This window comes from Pseudomonas antarctica, from assembly GCF_900624995.1.
In the GTDB taxonomy this organism is placed as follows: Bacteria; Pseudomonadota; Gammaproteobacteria; order Pseudomonadales; family Pseudomonadaceae; genus Aquipseudomonas; species Aquipseudomonas antarctica.
On the sequence record NZ_UYXQ01000004.1, the window covers coordinates 136008 to 154356 of the forward strand.

19 protein-coding genes are annotated in these 18349 nt (G+C 59.7%); 4 read left to right on the top strand and 15 right to left on the bottom strand.

What is annotated here, in order from left to right; all coding sequences use genetic code 11:
* Nucleotides 1–113: 113 nt before the first annotated feature.
* The 5 genes from E0F99_RS04590 to xerD all read right to left on the bottom strand — a co-directional run bounded on the left by E0F99_RS04590 (nucleotide 114) and on the right by xerD (nucleotide 5679).
* Complete coding sequence (locus E0F99_RS04590; protein WP_083356918.1) at nucleotides 114–398, bottom strand: DUF3509 domain-containing protein; 285 nt, start codon at nucleotides 396–398, stop codon at nucleotides 114–116.
* A gap of 589 nt (nucleotides 399–987) precedes the next feature.
* The gene (thrC, locus tag E0F99_RS04600; protein WP_083356917.1) at nucleotides 988–2397 is read right to left on the bottom strand and encodes a threonine synthase; all 1410 of its coding nucleotides are present in this window, start codon (nucleotides 2395–2397) and stop codon (nucleotides 988–990) included.
* A gap of 67 nt (nucleotides 2398–2464) precedes the next feature.
* Entirely contained in the window at nucleotides 2465–3769 is a 1305-nt protein-coding gene (locus tag E0F99_RS04605) for a homoserine dehydrogenase (protein WP_083356916.1), read from the bottom strand.
* Between the two features lie 129 nt (nucleotides 3770–3898).
* The gene (locus E0F99_RS04610) at nucleotides 3899–4630 is read right to left on the bottom strand and encodes a thioredoxin fold domain-containing protein (protein ID WP_083356915.1); all 732 of its coding nucleotides are present in this window, start codon (nucleotides 4628–4630) and stop codon (nucleotides 3899–3901) included.
* Nucleotides 4631–4782: 152 nt separating this feature from the next.
* A complete protein-coding gene (gene xerD / locus E0F99_RS04615) occupies nucleotides 4783–5679 on the bottom strand; it encodes a site-specific tyrosine recombinase XerD (RefSeq protein WP_083356914.1) in 897 nt (298 codons plus the stop codon).
* Between the two features lie 107 nt (nucleotides 5680–5786).
* Between xerD and E0F99_RS04620 the strand changes: the two genes are divergently transcribed.
* Nucleotides 5787–7595 (top strand): cation:proton antiporter, encoded by a 1809-nt coding sequence (locus tag E0F99_RS04620; protein ID WP_083356913.1) that lies wholly within the window; start codon nucleotides 5787–5789, stop codon nucleotides 7593–7595.
* 1 nt (nucleotide 7596) lies between these two features.
* Here the strand turns inward: E0F99_RS04620 and E0F99_RS04625 are convergent, their stop codons facing one another.
* The 6 genes from E0F99_RS04625 to ffh form a co-directional block, all read right to left on the bottom strand.
* Nucleotides 7597–8010: an acyl-CoA thioesterase gene (locus tag E0F99_RS04625; RefSeq protein WP_083356912.1), complete on the bottom strand. Its 414-nt coding sequence runs from the start codon at nucleotides 8008–8010 to the stop codon at nucleotides 7597–7599.
* Nucleotides 8011–8091: 81 nt separating this feature from the next.
* On the bottom strand, nucleotides 8092–8442 hold the full coding sequence (rplS, locus tag E0F99_RS04630; RefSeq protein ID WP_003175895.1) for a 50S ribosomal protein L19: 351 nt from the start codon (nucleotides 8440–8442) through the stop codon (nucleotides 8092–8094).
* A gap of 45 nt (nucleotides 8443–8487) precedes the next feature.
* Nucleotides 8488–9261 (bottom strand): tRNA (guanosine(37)-N1)-methyltransferase TrmD, encoded by a 774-nt coding sequence (gene trmD, locus E0F99_RS04635; protein ID WP_173667108.1) that lies wholly within the window; start codon nucleotides 9259–9261, stop codon nucleotides 8488–8490.
* The gene (gene rimM / locus E0F99_RS04640; protein ID WP_053135622.1) at nucleotides 9243–9779 is read right to left on the bottom strand and encodes a ribosome maturation factor RimM; all 537 of its coding nucleotides are present in this window, start codon (nucleotides 9777–9779) and stop codon (nucleotides 9243–9245) included. The genes trmD and rimM overlap by 19 nt, the downstream gene beginning before the upstream one ends.
* Before the next feature lie 5 nt (nucleotides 9780–9784).
* The gene (rpsP, locus tag E0F99_RS04645) at nucleotides 9785–10036 is read right to left on the bottom strand and encodes a 30S ribosomal protein S16 (protein WP_003238923.1); all 252 of its coding nucleotides are present in this window, start codon (nucleotides 10034–10036) and stop codon (nucleotides 9785–9787) included.
* 250 nt (nucleotides 10037–10286) lie between these two features.
* Nucleotides 10287–11663: a signal recognition particle protein gene (ffh, locus tag E0F99_RS04650; RefSeq protein ID WP_010207982.1), complete on the bottom strand. Its 1377-nt coding sequence runs from the start codon at nucleotides 11661–11663 to the stop codon at nucleotides 10287–10289.
* A 234-nt stretch (nucleotides 11664–11897) separates the two neighbouring features.
* On the opposite strand from ffh, the gene E0F99_RS04655 reads away from it, so the two are divergent.
* The 3 genes from E0F99_RS04655 to E0F99_RS04665 all read left to right on the top strand — a co-directional run bounded on the left by E0F99_RS04655 (nucleotide 11898) and on the right by E0F99_RS04665 (nucleotide 15593).
* The gene (locus tag E0F99_RS04655; RefSeq protein ID WP_083356911.1) at nucleotides 11898–12710 is read left to right on the top strand and encodes a cytochrome C assembly family protein; all 813 of its coding nucleotides are present in this window, start codon (nucleotides 11898–11900) and stop codon (nucleotides 12708–12710) included.
* A 12-nt stretch (nucleotides 12711–12722) separates the two neighbouring features.
* Entirely contained in the window at nucleotides 12723–13961 is a 1239-nt protein-coding gene (locus E0F99_RS04660) for a transporter associated domain-containing protein (RefSeq protein WP_083356910.1), read from the top strand.
* A 321-nt stretch (nucleotides 13962–14282) separates the two neighbouring features.
* Nucleotides 14283–15593 (top strand): MFS transporter, encoded by a 1311-nt coding sequence (locus E0F99_RS04665; protein WP_083356909.1) that lies wholly within the window; start codon nucleotides 14283–14285, stop codon nucleotides 15591–15593.
* A 121-nt stretch (nucleotides 15594–15714) separates the two neighbouring features.
* On the opposite strand, the gene purT is transcribed toward E0F99_RS04665, so the two are convergent.
* From purT to E0F99_RS04685, 4 genes are all read right to left on the bottom strand, one after another.
* Entirely contained in the window at nucleotides 15715–16896 is a 1182-nt protein-coding gene (gene purT / locus E0F99_RS04670; protein ID WP_083356908.1) for a formate-dependent phosphoribosylglycinamide formyltransferase, read from the bottom strand.
* A gap of 69 nt (nucleotides 16897–16965) precedes the next feature.
* Complete coding sequence (locus E0F99_RS04675; RefSeq protein ID WP_056858699.1) at nucleotides 16966–17433, bottom strand: VUT family protein; 468 nt, start codon at nucleotides 17431–17433, stop codon at nucleotides 16966–16968.
* 163 nt (nucleotides 17434–17596) lie between these two features.
* On the bottom strand, nucleotides 17597–17812 hold the full coding sequence (locus E0F99_RS04680) for a DUF1289 domain-containing protein (RefSeq protein WP_083356907.1): 216 nt from the start codon (nucleotides 17810–17812) through the stop codon (nucleotides 17597–17599).
* Entirely contained in the window at nucleotides 17809–18333 is a 525-nt protein-coding gene (locus E0F99_RS04685; RefSeq protein WP_083356906.1) for a gamma carbonic anhydrase family protein, read from the bottom strand. The genes E0F99_RS04680 and E0F99_RS04685 overlap by 4 nt, the downstream gene beginning before the upstream one ends.
* Between the last annotated feature and the right edge of the window lie 16 nt (nucleotides 18334–18349).

Here is an 18349-nt window from a genome sequence, read left to right on the forward strand (position 1 = left end):
GGCCTACAAAGACCAGTACAGCAAGCCACAAACACCGGAGCACAATGTCTGCTCTTGCTGTTACAAAATCTGACCGGCCATGTCGTAGGAAGTTTCCACGATTAAATTTTTCTTCATGCAGCGGCAACGCCACGTGTTTGAGCAGCGCTACGCAGGGCTGCGATGACCGAAGGTTCGAGGCGTCCTTCGGCGATTTTCAAGTCGCGTAGCAGGCAATCCACCACATCCACCAGCGCGCGCTTATCAGTCAATTGCGCGCGGTCGACTTCACGCTCGACAACGAGGGCGCCGGCCGGGTTCTTCACGGTCACCAGGCACTCGCCGTGCACACCTGCGGTGGTCAATGTCACCTGATAAGGGCTCAGTGCTTCTTCGAGCAATAGGCTGATACTTTCCATCTCGATCACCACTCAATAGTTCGGGAACAATCGTTTCAACGGCAGCTGCCTCTATCCTAAGTGACTGGTTATGACGTAGGAAAGTTCGCTTTATCGTCTTTATGGGCCGTCGGGGAGTGACGTGAACCAGCATGCGCTTGCTACATGACAGGCAAAAAACGGGTGCATATACCTGCTTACGTAATGGGCGGCGGTTTTAGGGGGTTGCCGGGCACGCGGGCCAGGACTGAATCCTATACTCGGTAAGCGCTGCCTTATGGGCAGGAGCGCATGTAAAAAGGCCCTGATCACGATGGATAATCAGATGTTGGAACACGATAAAGAACAGGCGGCACTCGAGAAGATTCACGCGGACATATCACGAATCTATGCCGAGCGACGCAAACTCAACGCCGAAGCTCACTAGATAACCCGAGAGAATTTCGGGTACCCCGTGGGCATCGTCCTGGCCATGTTTACGGCTGTCGGCACAATAATGGCCCTGGCGCAAAAACTACTCTCATAACGATCAGCCAGCCGGGCCTGCCAGAAACAAAAAACGCCGCTGACCCAAGAAGGGAAAGCGGCGTTTTTACCTACGCAGTTAGCCTTACAACGGCTTACCACGATTGCCATGCTGGCTCACAAACGCCTGCACAGCTTTCAAGTCATTGGCCAACACCGTGCAACGCTCTTCGCGTTCGAACAGGTCAGCCAAGTGCTCCGGCAATTCCAGGGCCTTGCCTACGCCCGCCTTTTCCACCGCCTCAGGGAATTTAACCGGGTGAGCCGTGCCGAGGATCACCATCGGGATGTCCAGGCTGCGACGGCATTCGCGCGCGGCCTTCACGCCGATAGCGGTGTGCGGGTCCAGCAGTTCGCCGGTCTGGGCGTAGACCTCAGCGATGGTTTCGCAGGTCTGCGCGTCGTCCACGGCCAGCGAGTCGAACAGCTTGCGGGTTTCGGTCCAGCGCTCTTGCTCGACGCTGAAACCGCCACCTTGCTTGAAGCTGTCCATCAGGCCAGCCAGGGCGGCGCCATTGCGGCCGTGCATGTCGAACAGCAGGCGTTCGAAGTTCGACGACACCATGATGTCCATGGACGGCGACAATGTGGCGTGCAGGGTTTCCTTGACGTACTGGTTGCCGCTCATGAAGCGGTGCAGGATGTCGTTGCGGTTGGTGGCGACGATCAACTGGTTGATCGGCAGGCCCATGTTGCGTGCCAGGTAGCCGGCGAAGATGTCGCCGAAGTTGCCGGTCGGCACCGAGAACGACACCGAACGCGCCGGGCCGCCCAGCTGCAGGGCTGCGTGGAAGTAGTAGACGATCTGGGCCATGATCCGCGCCCAGTTGATCGAGTTTACGGCGACCAGGCGCGTGCCTTTGAGGAAGCTCTGGTCAGCGAAGCTGTTCTTGACCATTTCCTGGCAGTCATCGAAGTTGCCTTCGATGGCGATGTTGTGGATGTTCTCGCCAAAAATGGTGGTCATCTGGCGACGCTGCACTTGCGACACGCGCTTGTGCGGGTGCAGGATAAAGATGTCGACGTTTTCGCAATGCTTGCAGCCTTCGATGGCCGCCGAGCCGGTATCACCGGAAGTCGCGCCGATGATCACCACGCGCTCGCCGCGCTTCTCAAGCACGTAATCGAGCAGGCGACCGAGCAATTGCAGGGCGAAGTCCTTGAACGCCAGGGTTGGCCCGTGGAACAGCTCAAGCACCCACTCGTTGCCGTTCAGTTGGCGCAACGGGGCAATGGCGCTGTGGGAAAACACGCCGTATGTCTCTTCCAGAATCTTCTTGAAATCCGCATCCGGAATGCTGCCGGTGACGAACGGGCGCATCACTCGAAAAGCCAGCTCGTGGTAAGGCAGGCCAGCCCATGAAGCGATTTCTTCCTGGGTGAAGCGTGGCAGGTTTTCCGGCACGTACAGGCCGCCGTCAGTGGCAAGGCCTGCCAGCAAAACGTCTTCGAAATTCAGGGCCGGTGCCTGGCCGCGGGTGCTGATGTAACGCATGACTGGCTCCTCTAAAACATTCTCGAACAGAGGCCGCCGAACGCTCGGGGCCCCTGGCTCAAATCGGTTAGTTCAAGTGTTCGACGCGAATCCGCACCACCGGGCCGACCACGCCTTGCAGGGCTTCCAGGGCGGCGATGGCATCGTTCATATGCTGCTCGAGCACACGGTGAGTCAGCAGGATCATCGGCACCTGGCCGTTTTGCTCCTCGACTTCCTTCTGCATGATCGACTCGATGTTGATACCGCGCTCCGACAGGATGCTCGCAACCTGGGCCAACACACCCGGATGATCCTGGGCCTGGATGCGCAGGTAGTAGGCACTTTCGCACGCCTCGATCGGCAGGATCGGGTGAGCCGACAACGAGTCCGGCTGGAAGGCCAGGTGCGGCACACGATTTTCCGGGTCGCTGGTCATGGCGCGAACCACGTCCACCAGGTCAGCGATCACCGAGGACGCCGTAGGCTCCATACCGGCGCCGGCACCGTAGAACAATGTAGAACCGGCAGCGTCACCGTTGACCATCACCGCGTTCATCACGCCGTTGACGTTGGCGATCAGGCGGTCGGCCGGGATCAGCGTCGGGTGCACACGCAACTCGATACCGGCCGAAGTGCTGCGCGCCACGCCCAGATGCTTGATGCGGTAGCCCAGGGCTTCGGCGTAATTCACGTCGGCAGTAGTCAGTTTGGTGATGCCTTCGGTGTAGGCCTTGTCGAACTGCAGCGGGATACCAAAGGCGATGGAGGCCAGGATGGTCAGTTTATGCGCCGCATCGATGCCTTCCACGTCAAACGTCGGGTCGGCTTCGGCGTAACCCAGGGCCTGGGCTTCGGCCAGCACGTCTTCGAAGGTACGGCCCTTCTCACGCATTTCGGTGAGGATAAAGTTACCGGTGCCGTTGATGATGCCCGCCACCCAGTTGATGCGGTTGGCGGACAAACCTTCACGGATCGCCTTGATCACCGGGATGCCACCGGCCACGGCAGCTTCGAACGCAACGATCACGCCCTTCTCGCGTGCCTTGGCGAAGATCTCGTTACCGTGCACGGCAATCAGCGCCTTGTTGGCGGTGACCACGTGCTTGCCGTTCTCGATAGCCTTGAGCACCAGCTCGCGGGCTACGGTGTAGCCGCCGACCAGTTCGATGACGATATCGATTTCAGGGTTGGTGGCCACGGCGAAGACATCGTTGGTAATCGCAATACCGGTCGTTTGGAACTGAGGCTTTGGCGAACGCGTGGCAATTTGTGCCACTTCAATCCCACGCCCTGCACGGCGGGAAATTTCTTCAGCGTTACGCTGAAGTACGTTGAAGGTGCCGCCACCGACGGTCCCTAACCCACAGATGCCTACTTTGACCGGTTTCACTGAAGAACTCCCCATGAAACGGCCGACTCAAGGTCGGCCGTGGAAAACAGCCGCACAACCGCGGCTCTCAATTAATGACCCGACGACTGTTCGGCGGGTCATGATCGTCAAAGGCTCGACGATGACTGCTTACTTCGCACCCAGTGCCAGTTTGGCAACTTGTGGCGCTGGCTGGTAGCCCGGAATCACTTGGCCATCAGCCAAAACGATGGCCGGCGTACCGTTTACACCGATGGACTGGCCCAAGGCGAACTGCTTGGAAACAGGGTTGGCACATTTGGCCGACTTGATTTCCTTGCCATCGACCATTTTGTCCATGGCCGCTTTCTTGTCGGCCGAACACCATACTGCCTGCAACTGCTCGTCACCCGGCGAACCCAGGCCCTGGCGCGGGAACGCGACGTAGCGCACCTCGATACCCATTTTGTTCAGCGCAGGCACTTCGGCGTGCAGCTTGTGGCAGTACGGGCAGGTGGTGTCGGTGAACACGGTGATGTGGGTCTTGGTCTCGCCGATGGCTGGGTAAACCACGGTTTCAGCCACGGGAATACCATTGATCAGCTTGGACACGCCCAGGCGCTCGGCTTTCTCGGTCAGGTTGACCGGCTTGCCGTCTTTCAGCTGGAACAGGTAGCCCTGGACGATGTACTGGCCATCGGCGCTGGCGTACAGCACGCGGCTGCCCTTGAGCTTGACTTCGTACAGGCCGGCCATCGGGCTGGCACTGATGCTTTCGATTGGCGTGTCGAGCGCCAGGTTGGCCAGGCTCTTGCGAATCGTTTGCTCGGCGGCGTCATCGGCGACAACAAAGGTGGAAACCAACGCAATCGCTGCGGCGGCAATAATCTGGGTCAAGCGCATGGGAACTCCTGAAGGCAGATGCAGGGACGGGCGTGGAACACCGTTCTGGAAATACGGGTTGAGGCCGTCCCCTTTGCTAACCGGCAAAGCCTACCACAGTTGGGCCGCAGGGCAGACTACGGTAGGTAAATAGGGCCTTTTGCGACGCTATTTTATCCGCGCGGGTGATGCTTGGCGTGCATGTCCTGCAGACGTGCGCGCGCGACATGGGTGTAGATCTGGGTTGTGGATAAGTCACTGTGCCCCAGCAGCATTTGCACCACGCGCAAATCCGCACCATGGTTGAGCAAATGGGTCGCAAATGCGTGGCGCAATGTGTGCGGCGAGAGCGCCTTGCCGATCCCGGCCACCTTGGCCTGGTGCTTGATACGGTGCCAGAAGGTCTGGCGGGTCATCTGCTCGCCGCGCAGGCTGGGGAACAGCACATCGCTGGGCCGCCCACCCAGCAATTCACCGCGCGCATCACGCATGTAGCGCTCGACCCATACAATCGCCTCTTCGCCCATGGGCACCAAGCGCTCCTTGCTACCCTTGCCCATCACCCGCAACACGCCCTGACGCAGGTTGACTTGCTCCAGGGTCAGGCTGATCAGCTCGGTCACGCGCAGGCCGCAGGCGTAGAGCACTTCGAGCATGGCGCGATCACGCTGGCCGATGGCCTCGCTCAAGTCGGGCGCGGCGAGTAAGGCGTCGACGTCAGCTTCCGAAAGGGACTTGGGCAATGGCCTGCCGAGTTGTGGCATATCGATTTGCAGGGTCGGGTCGACGGCGATGAGTTTTTCCCGCAGCAGGTAGCGATAAAAGCCACGCACGCCGGAGAGAAAGCGCGCCGTGGAACGCGGTTTGTAGTTCTGTTCCAAGCGCCAGGCCAGGTGATCGAGGATCAGCTCACGGCCGGCATTGATCAGTTCGAGGTTTTTTTCCTGCAACCAGCCATTGAACAGCGCCAGGTCGCTGCGATACGCCTGGCGAGTGTTGTCCGACAGGCCTTTTTCCAGCCAAAGGGCGTCGAGGAAGCGGTCGATCAGGGGATGGTCAATGGCGGGCATGGGCACTCAAGCAGCGCAGCACAGGGCTTTGCGCAAATTATTTAGTGAACTGTGACAACGGCCACTAGTCTTTCATAGCCCGCTATTTCAAGGAACAGGAAGCTTCAATGAGCGAACAACAGATTCTGCTGGCGTTTGGTGGCATTGGCGTAGCCGCGTTGGCGTGCCAATGGCTCGCATGGCGCCTGAAACTTCCCGCCATTCTTTTTCTGTTGGTCAGCGGAATCCTGGCAGGGCCGGTGCTGGGCTGGCTGAATCCTCAGGAAATGTTCGGTCCGTTGCTGATGCCATTGGTATCCCTGGCCGTGGCACTGATCCTGTTTGAAGGCAGCCTCACGCTGCACCTGTCGGAATGGAAGGAGATCGGCAGCGTCGTGCATCGCCTTGTCACGGTCGGCGCCCTGTCGACATGGGCCGTCATTACTCTGGCTACCCACTGGCTGCTGGGTTTTGACTGGATGCTCGCCCTGCTTTTCGGCACCTTGACACTGGTGACCGGGCCTACCGTGATTGTGCCCATGTTACGTGTCGTGCGGCCAAAAGCCTCGATCGCCAATATCTTACGCTGGGAAGGCATTGTCATTGACCCGATTGGTGCGCTGCTCGCCGTGGTGGTCTACAGCTTTATCATCGCTCGCGCGTCAGGCGACGGTTTGAGTCACAGCCTGCTGACCTTTGGCGGCGTGATCCTGTGCGGCAGCCTGTTCGGAGTCGCCGGTGGTTGGGTGTTGGGGCAGATCATGCGCCGGCAATGGCTGCCGGAATACCTGCATAACCTGGCTACGCTGGCTGGCGTTCTGGGAATCTTTATCGCCTCCAACGAGGTGATGCATGAGTCCGGCCTGCTGGCCGTGACGCTGATGGGCATGTGGATGGCCAATATGAAGGGCGTTGACGTACGTCACATCCTGCACTTCAAGGAAAATCTCAGCGTCCTGCTGATTTCCGGGTTATTCATTCTGCTGGCCGCGCGCCTGGACCTGAACGCCCTGATTGCCTTGGGGCCGTTCGTACTGATCCTGTTACTGATCATTCAGTTTATTGCGCGACCTTTGAACGTTGCGCTTTCGACCTTCGGGTCCGGCCTGAACTGGCGTGAACGTGCTCTGCTGTCTTGGATTGCACCCCGCGGGATCGTGGCGGCAGCCGTGTCGGCGATTTTCGCCATTCGCCTGGATGAGGCCGGTCATGAAGGCGCACTGTTACTGGTGCCGCTGACATTCGCCGTGATTATCGGCACCGTCGTCCTGCAAAGCGCCACTGCCCGCCCGTTGGCACGCCTGCTGAAAGTCGCCGAGCCTGCGCCCAGCGGTTTCCTGATCGTCGGGGCGAACGGCCCGGCGCGGATCCTGGGCAAAGCCTTGCAACAACTGGGCAGCCGTGTGCTGCTGACCGACTCCAGCTGGGAAAACATCCGCGCCAGCCGAATGGAAGGGCTGCCCACCTACTTCGGCAACCCGGCATCACAACATGCCGAATCGCATTTGGATCTGGTCGGCCTCGGGCATTTGCTGGCGCTCTCACCTTCAGGCGAACTGAACACCCTGGCCGCCATGCGCTTTCGCCACGATTTTGGGCATCGTCTGTTCGCCCTGGCCAGCAGCCAGGAAAGCCGTCGTACCGACAAACACCGGGCCAGCCATGAGCATCGTGGCCATTTGCTGGGCAGCCAACCCCTGAGTTACACCAAACTTGCCAGCCTGCTGGGCCAAGGCGCACAGCTGTATAGCACCAACCTGACCGAAGGCTTCAGCTGGGAACAGTACCAGGCGCTCCATGGTGACCGCGCGACGCTGCTGTTTGCCCGCGATACCGGCGGCTGGGTACACGTGGTGACCCCGGACAGCAGCTTGAAGCCCATAGCTGGCTGGACCTTACTGGCCATGATTCAACCAGAAAACAACACAGCCGAATAAGTCAGTCGGTAAAACCCGGTAAGACCGGCACAGGGCGTTTGTCAGCATCAATTGCCACGAAACTGAACACGCCCTGGATCGCCTTCTCGCGGCCATCGGCACTCATGCTCTCGACGAACACTTCGACTTCGACCTTGAGGCTGGTGTTGCCCACCTTGATCACACGGCCAATCAGCTCAACGATGGAGCCGGCCGGGATTGCATGGTTGAAGTCGATACGGTCGGTAGACACCGTCACCAGCGGCAAACGGCAAAACCGCGTGGCGGTGATAAACGACACTTCGTCCATCCAGGCCAGCGCAGTGCCGCCGAACAAGGTGTTGTGGTGGTTGGTGGTCGGCGGAAATACGGCCTTGGTCACGTGGGTCACGGACAGGTCGGTGCGACGCTGGATTTCTTCGAGGCGGGTGGTCATGGACATGTACCGGCAATGGGCAAATTTCAAGCACAAAAAAGCAGCCCGTAGGCTGCTTTTTTCTGCATCGGGAAGCTGGACTTAAGCCAGTTTTTCCTTGATGCGAGCTGCTTTACCGGACAGGTCACGCAGGTAGTACAGCTTGGCTTTACGTACGTCACCGCGACGCTTAACGGCCATGCTGTCGATTTGCGGGCTGTAGGTCTGGAAAGTACGCTCTACGCCAACACCGTTGGAGATTTTACGAACAGTGAAAGCACTGTTCACACCACGGTTACGCTTGGCGATTACCACGCCTTCGAACGCTTGCAGACGCGAACGGTCGCCTTCCTTCACTTTCACCTGAACGACAATAGTGTCGCCCGGGGCAAAGGTAGGGATCTCTTTGGTCATCTGCTCTGCTTCGAGTGCAAGGATGATTTTGTTAGTCATGCTGTGCTCCTAAGGTAAGTCGTCGGACCTACCATCGATACGTTGTTAACTATCGTCCCGCGCGAGGATGTATTCCTCGAGCAGCTTCTTCTCTTCTCCAGAAAGCGAGCGGCTTTCCAGAAGATCGGCGCGTCGTTCATAGGTCCGACCAAGGGACTGCTGTAAACGCCAACGCCGGATGTGTGCGTGATTGCCACTTAGCAATACGTCGGGAACACGCTGATCCGCATACACCTCCGGTCGGGTGTAGTGCGGGCAATCCAGCAAACCATCCGTGAAGGAATCTTCCTCCGCGGAGTCCGCATGCCCTAAAGCTCCAGGCAGCAGTCGTGTAACCGCATCTATCAGGACCATCGCCGGCAGCTCGCCACCGGACAGAACATAGTCCCCAATCGACCACTCTTCATCGACATGAGCTTCAATAAACCGCTCGTCAATGCCTTCATAGCGACCGGCAATCAGGATTAAGGCCTCCTCATTCGCCAGTTCGCGGACCCCAGCCTGCTTCAGCTGACGGCCTTGAGGGGACAGGTAAATTACCTTCGCCTTCTCCCCGGCAGCAGCCTTGGCCTGAACCAACGCATCTTCCAGGGGCTTGACCTTCATCACCATGCCCGGACCACCGCCAAATGGGCGATCGTCCACAGTGTGATGCCGATCCGTCGTGTAGTCTCGCGGGTTCCAACAGGTAAGCTGCAGCAGCCCCTGTTTCACCGCCCGACTGGTGATGCCGTACTCGCTGATGGCGGAAAACATCTCGGGAAACAAACTGATCACTTCAATGCGCAAATTAGCCACGCTTAGAAGTCCGCGTCCCATTCCACCTTCATCTCGCCCGCTGCCAGGTCGACGGCCAACACGCATTGCTCGGTATACGGCAACAGGCGTTCGCGATCATCCAGGCTGCCAGCGCAAGGCTTGACCACCATTACATCATTGGCGCCGGTTTCCAGAAGATGATCGATTTTCCCGAACAATTGCCCGAGTTGATCAATAACCTTCAGACCTTCCAGCTGGTACCAGTAGTACTCGCCGTCGGTCAATTCAGGGAACAGGTTGCGCGGCACACAGATCTCATAACCGGCCAGAAGACGTGCTTCTTCACGATCATCAAGACCCTTGAGCTTTGCGACCAGGAACTTATCGCTCCCGCGTCCACTGACCAGCTCGACCTGTTTCACACTACCTTCGCGCTTGAGCGTCCAGGTTTTGTACTGCAACAGGTTTTCAGTCGGATCAGTAAAGGAATACACCTTCACTTCGCCGCGAACGCCATGAACAGAGTAAATCTTGCCAATAACGATCAAATCATCAGCAACAGCTGGCGTCGCGTTCATATTGCTCAGGCTGCGGCCTTAGCCGAGTCCTTCAACAACTTAGCAACACGCTCAGACGGTTGTGCACCAACGCTCAGCCAGTAGGCTACGCGCTCTTGGTTCACGGACAGACGAACTTCTTGACCACGAGCGATCGGGTTGAAGAAGCCAACTTGTTCCTTGTGAGAGCCGTCACGTGGGTTGCGGCTGTCAGTTACGGTCAAGTGGTAAAACGGGCGCTTTTTGGAGCCGCCAAGGGCAAGACGGATTGTTAGCATGTGAACATCGTTCCTGTAGTCGGTGCTGCAAATCTAAATGCACAGCGGGCATAGGTGCCCGAAAGGCCGCATATTCTAAGGAATATCCGGACTTTTGCAAATGTCTTTTTCTGGCGCCTATCAGCGTGCCACTCAGATCTGCTATAGAGCCGTCGGTTAAAACGGCGAGTCAGCACCCGCCAAAGGCGGGTTTGCTGGAGATCCCACATCCCTGTGGGTCGGAGCAGGAGTGAACTCCCGCTCGAATTCTTTACATCTTGGGCATCCCGCCGCCGGGCAACATACCACCCATGCCGCGCATCATCTTGGCCATTCCGCCTTTCGCGGAGAATTTCTTCATCATCTTCTGCATCTGCTTGTGCTGCTTGATCAAGCGACCGATGTCCTGCACCTGGGTGCCGGAACCCATGGCGATCCGACGCTTGCGCGAACCGCTGATCAGCTCAGGGTCGCGGCGCTCGGCCGGGGTCATGGAGTTGATGATGGCTTCCATCTGCTTGAACTGCTTCTCTGCCGCGCCCTGGGCATTGCCCATTTGCGCCAGGTTCACACCGCCGATGTTCGGCAGCTTGTCCATCAGGCCGCCGAGGCCGCCCATGTTCTTCATCTGTTGCAGCTGATCACGGAAGTCTTCGAGGTCGAAGCCCTTGCCCTTCTTCAGCTTTTTAGCAAGCTTGTCGGCCTTGTCTTTGTCGAGCGTGGCTTCGGCCTGTTCGATCAGGCTGAGCACGTCGCCCATGCCGAGGATACGCGAGGCAATACGCTCAGGGTGGAACGGCTCGAGCGCATCACTCTTTTCGCCCATACCGATGAACTTGATCGGCTTGCCGGTGATTGCACGTACCGACAGCGCAGCACCGCCACGAGCGTCACCGTCGACCTTGGTCAGAATCACACCGGTCAGCGGCAGCGCGTCGCCGAAGGCCTTGGCGGTGTTGGCCGCATCCTGGCCGGTCATGGCGTCGACCACAAACAGCGTCTCGACCGGGTTGATCGCGGCATGCAGCGCCTTGATCTCGCCCATCATCTCTTCATCGATGTGCAGGCGACCAGCGGTATCGACGATGACCACGTCGATGAACTTCAGCTTGGCTTCTTTAATAGCCGCGTTGGCAATGTCGACCGGCTTCTGGCTCAGGTCGGACGGGAAGAAGGTCACGCCCACTTCACCCGCAAGCATTTCGAGCTGCTTGATGGCCGCCGGACGGTACACGTCGGCCGAGACCACCATCACGGATTTCTTCTTGCGCTCTTTAAGGAAGCGCGCCAGCTTGCCGGCGGTGGTGGTCTTACCCGCACCTTGCAGACCCGCCATCAGTACGACGGCCGGCGGCACGGCGCTGAGGTTCAAATCTTCGTTGGCCGCGCCCATCAGGCTTTCGAGCTCGGCCTGCACGATCTTCACAAAGGCCTGGCCCGGGGTCAGGCTGCGGGACACTTCGGTGCCGACCGCACGCTCCTTGACCGAGTTGACGAAGTCCTTGACCACAGGCAAGGCCACGTCGGCTTCCAGCAACGCCATGCGCACTTCACGCAGGGTGTCTTTAATATTGTCCTCGGTCAGCTTGGCCTTGCCGGTTACGTGGCGCAGCGTCTGCGAGAGACGGTCAGTCAGGTTTTCAAACATGCGCGATCCTTTCAGGCCCTATTCAACGAAGTGCATTGGTAGACCGAGGTAATGACGGCCCAGGCTGTGATAAATCGCTATTAAAAACAGCGCTCGGCGAGCCTGCGGCGTGGGCAGGTCGCGGATTATAGCGAAGACTGCGCCTGTGCACACCCGCTGTCTGGCCCGGGAGTCTTTCGTGCAGCGCAGGTGTGTGCCAAACTCAGCGCCTTTCGGGCTTGTCTATCAGGATTTATGGTCCCCTTGTCACCCAGTTTGCTACCCAGCCTCGCCGCCGCCGTCTTATATGTCGCTGCGACTCTTTATCAGGGCACTCGCCTGGCCAAAGGCGCCAAGGCGGACAAACGCCTGTTGGTGGGCCTTGGTGTCGTCGCCCTGCTGGCCCACGCCGCGAGCTTGTACACCCACTTGATGACGCCGGTCGGCCTGGGCCTGGATTTTTTCAGCGCCGCCAGCCTGATTGCGGCCTCCGTTATCGCGCTGACCCTGCTGGCCTGCTACCGCATTCCGGTCGAGAACCTGCTGGTGCTGCTGTTCCCGCTGGGTATGCTGACGGTGTTGCTGGCGCACTTCACACCGACCGGCACCGTGCAGGTGATTGACGAGGAACCGGGCATCCTCGCCCACATCCTGTTGTCGATCCTGGCCTACGGCATGTTCACCATCGCGGTGTTCCAGGCATTGCTCGTACTGCTGCAGGACCACCAGCTGAAAAACAAACACCCGTCCGGGCTGATCAAAAATTTCCCGCCACTGCAAACCATGGAAAGCCTGCTGTTCGGTTTCCTCTGGGCTGGCTGGACGCTGCTGTCGCTGTCGCTGATTTCGGGTTGGCTGTTCGTCGAAAACCTGTTCGCCCAGCACCTGGTGCACAAAACCCTGCTGGCGTGCCTGGCGTGGGTGGTGTTCAGCGTGTTGCTGTGGGGGCGTAATCGCCTCGGCTGGCGTGGGCACAAGGCGATCCGCTGGACCCTGGCCGGCTTCTGCCTGCTGATGCTGGCCTATTTCGGCAGCAAGCTGGTTCGCGAATACATCCTGCATATCTGACGGGCAGCGATCATGGACAACTTGCCCTTAGGGCCGATGCTCGCGGTAATCGCCTTGCTGGTGTTATGGGCGGCGCTGTTTACCGCCATCGAGGCCGCGCAACAGCACTTGCTGGCCCTTCGCCCCGGTACACGCCAGGGCGACAAGGCTGCCGCCCGCCTGAACTTCCCGCGTCACAGCCTGATTCTATGCAACAGCCTGTGTCGCGCCGCCGTGGTAATTCTCTGCACCCTACTGGCGATTTACGCTTGGGCGCAGAACGGCCCGTGGCTCGGCTGGTTGATCTCTTGCGCGATGTTGCTGGTGCTCGCCGACTACTTGCCGCGGGCCCTCGCCGTTCGTCACCCACAGGCCGTGCTGGGCTTTGGCAATTCGCTGCTGGGCATACCGCTGAAAATCCTCTACCCCATGGCGTGGCTTCTCAATGGCATCAGCCTGTTGTTGTTGCGCCCGTTCGCGCGCAAATCCGGCGTGGTGAAAAAGAGCGACGAGCCACTGCCTGATCACGACGATGAACCGGAGCCCGAGGCCGACGACAATCGCACGCCCGGCATGCCCGGCATCCATGCGCTGGACAACATCACGGTCAACGACATTCTGGTGCCACGCAGTGAAGTGGACGGCATCAACCTGGATGACTCGCTCGAAGAAATCATCGAGCAACTGCGCACCTCCCAGCGCACGCGTCTGCCAGTGTTCCACAGCGACATCAACCAGGTCGAAGCCGTGCTCAACACGCGGCAGATCCAACACCTGCTGCCCGACGCCAGCCTGACGAAGGAAGCCTTGCTCGCGGCCTGTCACGAGCCCTACTTCGTCCCTGAAAGCACGCCCCTGCAACTGCAATTGCTGAACTTCCACAAGCAGCAGCGGCGCCTGGGCATGGTGGTGGACGAATACGGCGAAGTGCTGGGCATCGTCACCCTGGAAGATATCCTCGAAGAGATTGTCGGCGAATTCGAAAGCGATCAAGCGTCAGACAACCCGCATATCGAAGCCCAGCCAGATGGCCGCTACATCATCGACGGCGCCGCTTCGATCCGCGAACTGAACAAGAGCCTTGGCTGGCACCTGCCCAGTGACGGCCCCAAGACCCTCAATGGTTTGGTGACCGAGGCGCTGGAGACCATTCCCGACTGCGCGGTGTGCCTGAAAATCGGCCGCTATCGCCTGGAAATCCTCGAAACCGAGGACAACCGCGTGAGCAAAGTGCTGATCTGGCACACCAGCCGTGTGCCGGTCGCCGCATAATCGCGCTGGACACAGCGGTAGGCCAGTGACAGATGAGCTGACTGACGCACTGCAATCGGGAGCAAGCCCCCTCCTAGAGTGAGATGTTCAGCGTGTCAGCCCCCTTGTTGTATGTTCAAACCCCTTCCTATAATCGGCTCGGCTTACCCAAGCCCCGCCCGACCGCGTGCTACCCGCACTCAGCGCGTCCAGGCACCGCTTTACCGTGTCTGACCGGTGTTTGCTCCCATCCCGAGCCGCCCCGCGTGCACCCCTGATCCATGGGTGTTCGACCAATAATAATCCGCGTCCAAACGCGCAATAACCGTCAGGGATACCTCAATGAGCACCACCTATAACGAGGCCGCGACCGCCGCCCCGCTCAACTCGACCGCACGGGTCGCCACGGCGAGCATCGTCGGCACTGCCATCGAGTTCTACGATTTCTATATCTATGCCACCGCTGCGGCGCTGGTGATCGGCCCGGTATTCTTCCCGCAAACCTCCGGCACCGCGCAGATGCTGGCGTCGTTTCTGACCTTCGGCATCGCCTTTATCGCACGCCCGCTGGGCTCGGCGCTGTTCGGCCACTTCGGTGACCGTATCGGGCGCAAATCAACCTTGGTGGCGTCGTTACTGCTGATGGGCGTGTGCACCACGCTGATCGGCTTACTGCCCGGCTATGACAGCATCGGCGCCTGGGCCCCGATCCTCTTGTGCGTGCTGCGTTTTGGCCAGGGCCTTGGCCTTGGCGGGGAATGGGGCGGCGCCGCGTTGCTGGCCACCGAGAACGCCCCCAAGGGCAAGCGCGCCTGGTTCGGCATGTTCCCGCAACTGGGCCCGTCGATTGGTTTTCTGGCAGCCAACGGCTTGTTCCTGATCCTTGCCATTAGCCTGAACGATGAACAGTTCCGCAGTTGGGGTTGGCGTATCCCGTTCATCCTCAGCGCAGCGCTGGTGATGGTCGGTCTGTATGCACGTCTTAAATTGCATGAAACCCCGGTGTTCGCCAACGCGGTGGCCAAAGAAGCCCCGGTGAAAGTGCCGCTGGTGGAGCTGTTCAGCCAGCATTGGCTACCGGTGCTGCTGGGCGCCGCGTCGATGGCGGTGTGTTATGCGCTGTTCTACATCACCACCGCGTTTTCCCTGAGTTATGGCGTGTCGACGTTGGGCTACAGCCGCGAGACGTTCCTCGGTTTGCTGTGCTTTGCGGTGTTGTTCATGGGCTTGGCCACACCGCTGGCAGCTTTGGCCAGTGACCGTTACGGGCGCAAGCCGGTGCTGATCGTCGGCGCGGTCCTGGCGATTCTGTCGGGCTTCACCATGGAGCCGCTGTTGACCCATGGCTCAACCTGGGCGGTGGCACTGTTCCTGGCGCTGGAGCTGTTCCTGATGGGCGTGACTTTCGCCCCGATGGGCGCGATGCTGCCGGAGCTGTTCCCGACGCGCGTGCGTTATACCGGTGCTTCGGCGGCGTATAACCTGGGTGGGATTGTCGGGGCTTCGGCCGCACCATTCTTCGCGACCAAGCTGGTAGCGATGGGCGGGCTGAGTTATGTCGGAGGGTACGTGTCGGCGGCAGCGTTGCTCAGCTTGATGGCTGTGCTGTGCCTGAAAGAGACGCGGGATAACGACTTGAACAAGGTTGCCTGAGCGCAGATCGTTCCCACGCTCTGCGTGGGAACGCCTCTTGTGACGCTCCGCGTCACGCGTTGGGACGCGGAGCATCCGGGACTGCATTCCCACGCAAAGCGTGGGAACGATCTGCGTGGGGTTACAGCTCTACAACAACAGCCTTCGAAGCGCGAGTCGCCTTAGCCCGAGCCGCTTCAATCGACTCATCCCGCGCCAACGCCACGCCCATGCGGCGCTGACCATTGACTTCTGGCTTACCAAACAGACGCAACGCCGTGTCCGGCTCGCTCAAGGCCGCGCCAAGGTTGGCGAAGGCGGTCTGGGTGGACTGCCCTTCCACCAGAATCACTGCCGAAGCCGAAGGCCCGAACTGACGGATCAACGGAATCGGCAGCCCCAGGATGGCGCGAGCGTGCAGCGCGAACTGCGACAGGTCCTGAGAAATCAACGTCACCAAACCAGTGTCATGCGGGCGTGGCGACACTTCGCTGAACCACACCTGATCGCCCTTGATGAACAATTCCACGCCAAACAGGCCACGGCCACCCAAGGCCTCGGTCACGGCTTTGGCCACCCGCTCGGATTCCGCCAGGGCAATCGGGCTCATGGCTTGCGGCTGCCAGGATTCCTGGTAGTCACCCTTCTCCTGACGGTGACCGACCGGCGCGCAGAAGGTGGTGCCGCCGATATGGCGCACGGTCAGCAGGGTGATTTCGTAGTCGAAGTCGATAAAGCCTTCGATGATCACCCGGCCTTTACCAGCACGGCCGCCTTCCTGGGCGTAATCCCAGGCTTTGCGCACCTCATCAGTGCTGCGCAGCAGGCTCTGGCCCTTGCCCGAGGAACTCATCACCGGCTTGACCACGCAGGGGAAGCCCAGGTCTTGCACGGCCTTGCTGTAGTCTTCGAAGGTGTCGGCAAAGTGATACGGCGAGGTCGGCAGGTCCAGCTCTTCGGCGGCCAGGCGGCGAATGCCTTCGCGGTTCATGGTCAGCGAGGTGGCACGCGCGGTCGGGATCACGGTGAAGCCTTCGGCCTCCAGCTCCACCAGCGTAGCGGTGGCGATGGCTTCGATTTCCGGCACGATGAAGTGCGGTTTCTCGGCTTCGATCACGGCACGCAGGGCGGCGCCATCGAGCATGTTGATCACGTGGCTACGGTGCGCGACCTGCATGGCCGGGGCGTTGGCGTAGCGATCCACGGCAATCACTTCAACGCCCAGGCGTTGCAGTTCGATTACCACTTCCTTGCCCAGCTCACCGCAGCCACACAGCAAAACGCGGGTCGCGGTTGGCGACAGTGGAGTTCCGATTCGGGTCATCTCAGGTCCTCAGGGGAGCGGATCATGGGGAGAAAGGCCGGCATTTTACATGAACTGTAAGGATTGGCCTCAGTTGGCGACGGCGCGTTTGCGCATACGCCAGGCCATGATCAGCCACACCACCGTGACCCCGGCGAATTTCGACACCAATGCAGTGCCCGCGACCGCCGGTGTCAGGGCACCGATCAGGCCGAAGAAAATGAAGGTATCAAGGGGAATGCTCAGCGCCGAACTTATCCACAGGCGGTCATGCAGCGGGCGCTTGGTGATACTGAACACCAGCCAATCAATGCACTCGGATACCGCAAACGCCGTGGCGCTGGCCAGGGCGATGGACGGGTCAGAGGTGATATACGACAGCACCAACGCCGCCAGCATGGCGATGATCGCGCCGTGGCCGAAGCGGGTTTGCACCATGTCGCGCAGGATAAACACCAAGCCACCCCAGGCCGACCAGATGACATCCAGGTGCGGGGCGGTGGAAAAGGCGAAGTTGATCAGCACGACGCTGCTGATATAGGCGATCAGGAAGAGCATGACGGATGGACCTGTGAGCAATCGGCACAGGTTACTTCACATTTGGAAATATGTCGTCTCGCAGGGCCTCATCGCAGGCAAGCCAGCTCCCCCATTTTGGCCGCACGCCTACAGGTTAAACGCGGTCACCTGTGGGAGCTGGCTTGCCTGCGATAGCGGTGGTTCAGGCGCCCGATTTCCCCGGCATCATCCACACCAACCCACTTACTTTCGCCCGCTCATGGCACAACCCCAGCACCACCCGGCGCTCGGCATTGTCCATGCGGCTCCAACGCGTGATCTCATCCACCGTACGCTGGCAACCGGTGCAAATGTCATCATCGTCCAGCGCGCAAATGTTCACGCACGGCGAGGCAACAGGCCGTTCAATCGGGTTCATTCTTCCTGCTCAACCAAGTCACGGGCATAGCGCTGCGCGTTATGCACATAGTGCGCGGCGCTGGCTTCGAGCATGCGTTTTTGCGCCTCGGTCAGCTCACGCACCACCTTGCCCGGCGAGCCCATCACCAGCGAGCCATCGGGAATCTCCTTGCCTTCGCCGATCAGCGAATTGGCGCCGATGATGCAGTGCTTACCGATCTTGGCGCCGTTGAGGATCACCGCATTGATGCCGATCAGGCTGTAGTCGTCGACGGTGCAGCCGTGCAGCATGGCGTTGTGGCCGATGGTCACGCCAGTGCCCAGGGTCAGCGGGTAGCCCATGTCGGTGTGCATCACGCTGCCGTCCTGCACATTACTGTTCTTGCCGATCAGGATCAGCTCGTTGTCACCACGCAACACCGCGTTGAACCACACGTTGGCGCCCTCTTCCAGCTTGACCTTGCCGACCAGCGTGGCATTCGGCGCCACCCAGCTTTTCGGATGAGTCTCGACGCGGGCGTCGCCCAGGCGGTATTTCATGGTTTTTCCTCACGGC

Coding starts and splice junctions, on each gene's coding strand:
- E0F99_RS04590 (WP_083356918.1), bottom strand. CDS start 398: ATGGAAAGTATCAGCCTATTGCTCGAAGAAGCACTGAGCCCTTATCAG.
- thrC (WP_083356917.1), bottom strand. CDS start 2,397: ATGCGTTACATCAGCACCCGCGGCCAGGCACCGGCCCTGAATTTCGAA.
- E0F99_RS04610 (WP_083356915.1), bottom strand. CDS start 4,630: ATGCGCTTGACCCAGATTATTGCCGCCGCAGCGATTGCGTTGGTTTCC.
- xerD (WP_083356914.1), bottom strand. CDS start 5,679: ATGCCCGCCATTGACCATCCCCTGATCGACCGCTTCCTCGACGCCCTT.
- E0F99_RS04620 (WP_083356913.1), top strand. CDS start 5,787: ATGAGCGAACAACAGATTCTGCTGGCGTTTGGTGGCATTGGCGTAGCC.
- E0F99_RS04625 (WP_083356912.1), bottom strand. CDS start 8,010: ATGACCACCCGCCTCGAAGAAATCCAGCGTCGCACCGACCTGTCCGTG.
- rplS (WP_003175895.1), bottom strand. CDS start 8,442: ATGACTAACAAAATCATCCTTGCACTCGAAGCAGAGCAGATGACCAAA.
- trmD (WP_173667108.1), bottom strand. CDS start 9,261: ATGGGACGCGGACTTCTAAGCGTGGCTAATTTGCGCATTGAAGTGATC.
- rimM (WP_053135622.1), bottom strand. CDS start 9,779: ATGAACGCGACGCCAGCTGTTGCTGATGATTTGATCGTTATTGGCAAG.
- rpsP (WP_003238923.1), bottom strand. CDS start 10,036: ATGCTAACAATCCGTCTTGCCCTTGGCGGCTCCAAAAAGCGCCCGTTT.
- ffh (WP_010207982.1), bottom strand. CDS start 11,663: ATGTTTGAAAACCTGACTGACCGTCTCTCGCAGACGCTGCGCCACGTA.
- E0F99_RS04655 (WP_083356911.1), top strand. CDS start 11,898: ATGGTCCCCTTGTCACCCAGTTTGCTACCCAGCCTCGCCGCCGCCGTC.
- E0F99_RS04660 (WP_083356910.1), top strand. CDS start 12,723: ATGGACAACTTGCCCTTAGGGCCGATGCTCGCGGTAATCGCCTTGCTG.
- E0F99_RS04665 (WP_083356909.1), top strand. CDS start 14,283: ATGAGCACCACCTATAACGAGGCCGCGACCGCCGCCCCGCTCAACTCG.
- purT (WP_083356908.1), bottom strand. CDS start 16,896: ATGACCCGAATCGGAACTCCACTGTCGCCAACCGCGACCCGCGTTTTG.
- E0F99_RS04675 (WP_056858699.1), bottom strand. CDS start 17,433: ATGCTCTTCCTGATCGCCTATATCAGCAGCGTCGTGCTGATCAACTTC.
- E0F99_RS04680 (WP_083356907.1), bottom strand. CDS start 17,812: ATGAACCCGATTGAACGGCCTGTTGCCTCGCCGTGCGTGAACATTTGC.
- E0F99_RS04685 (WP_083356906.1), bottom strand. CDS start 18,333: ATGAAATACCGCCTGGGCGACGCCCGCGTCGAGACTCATCCGAAAAGC.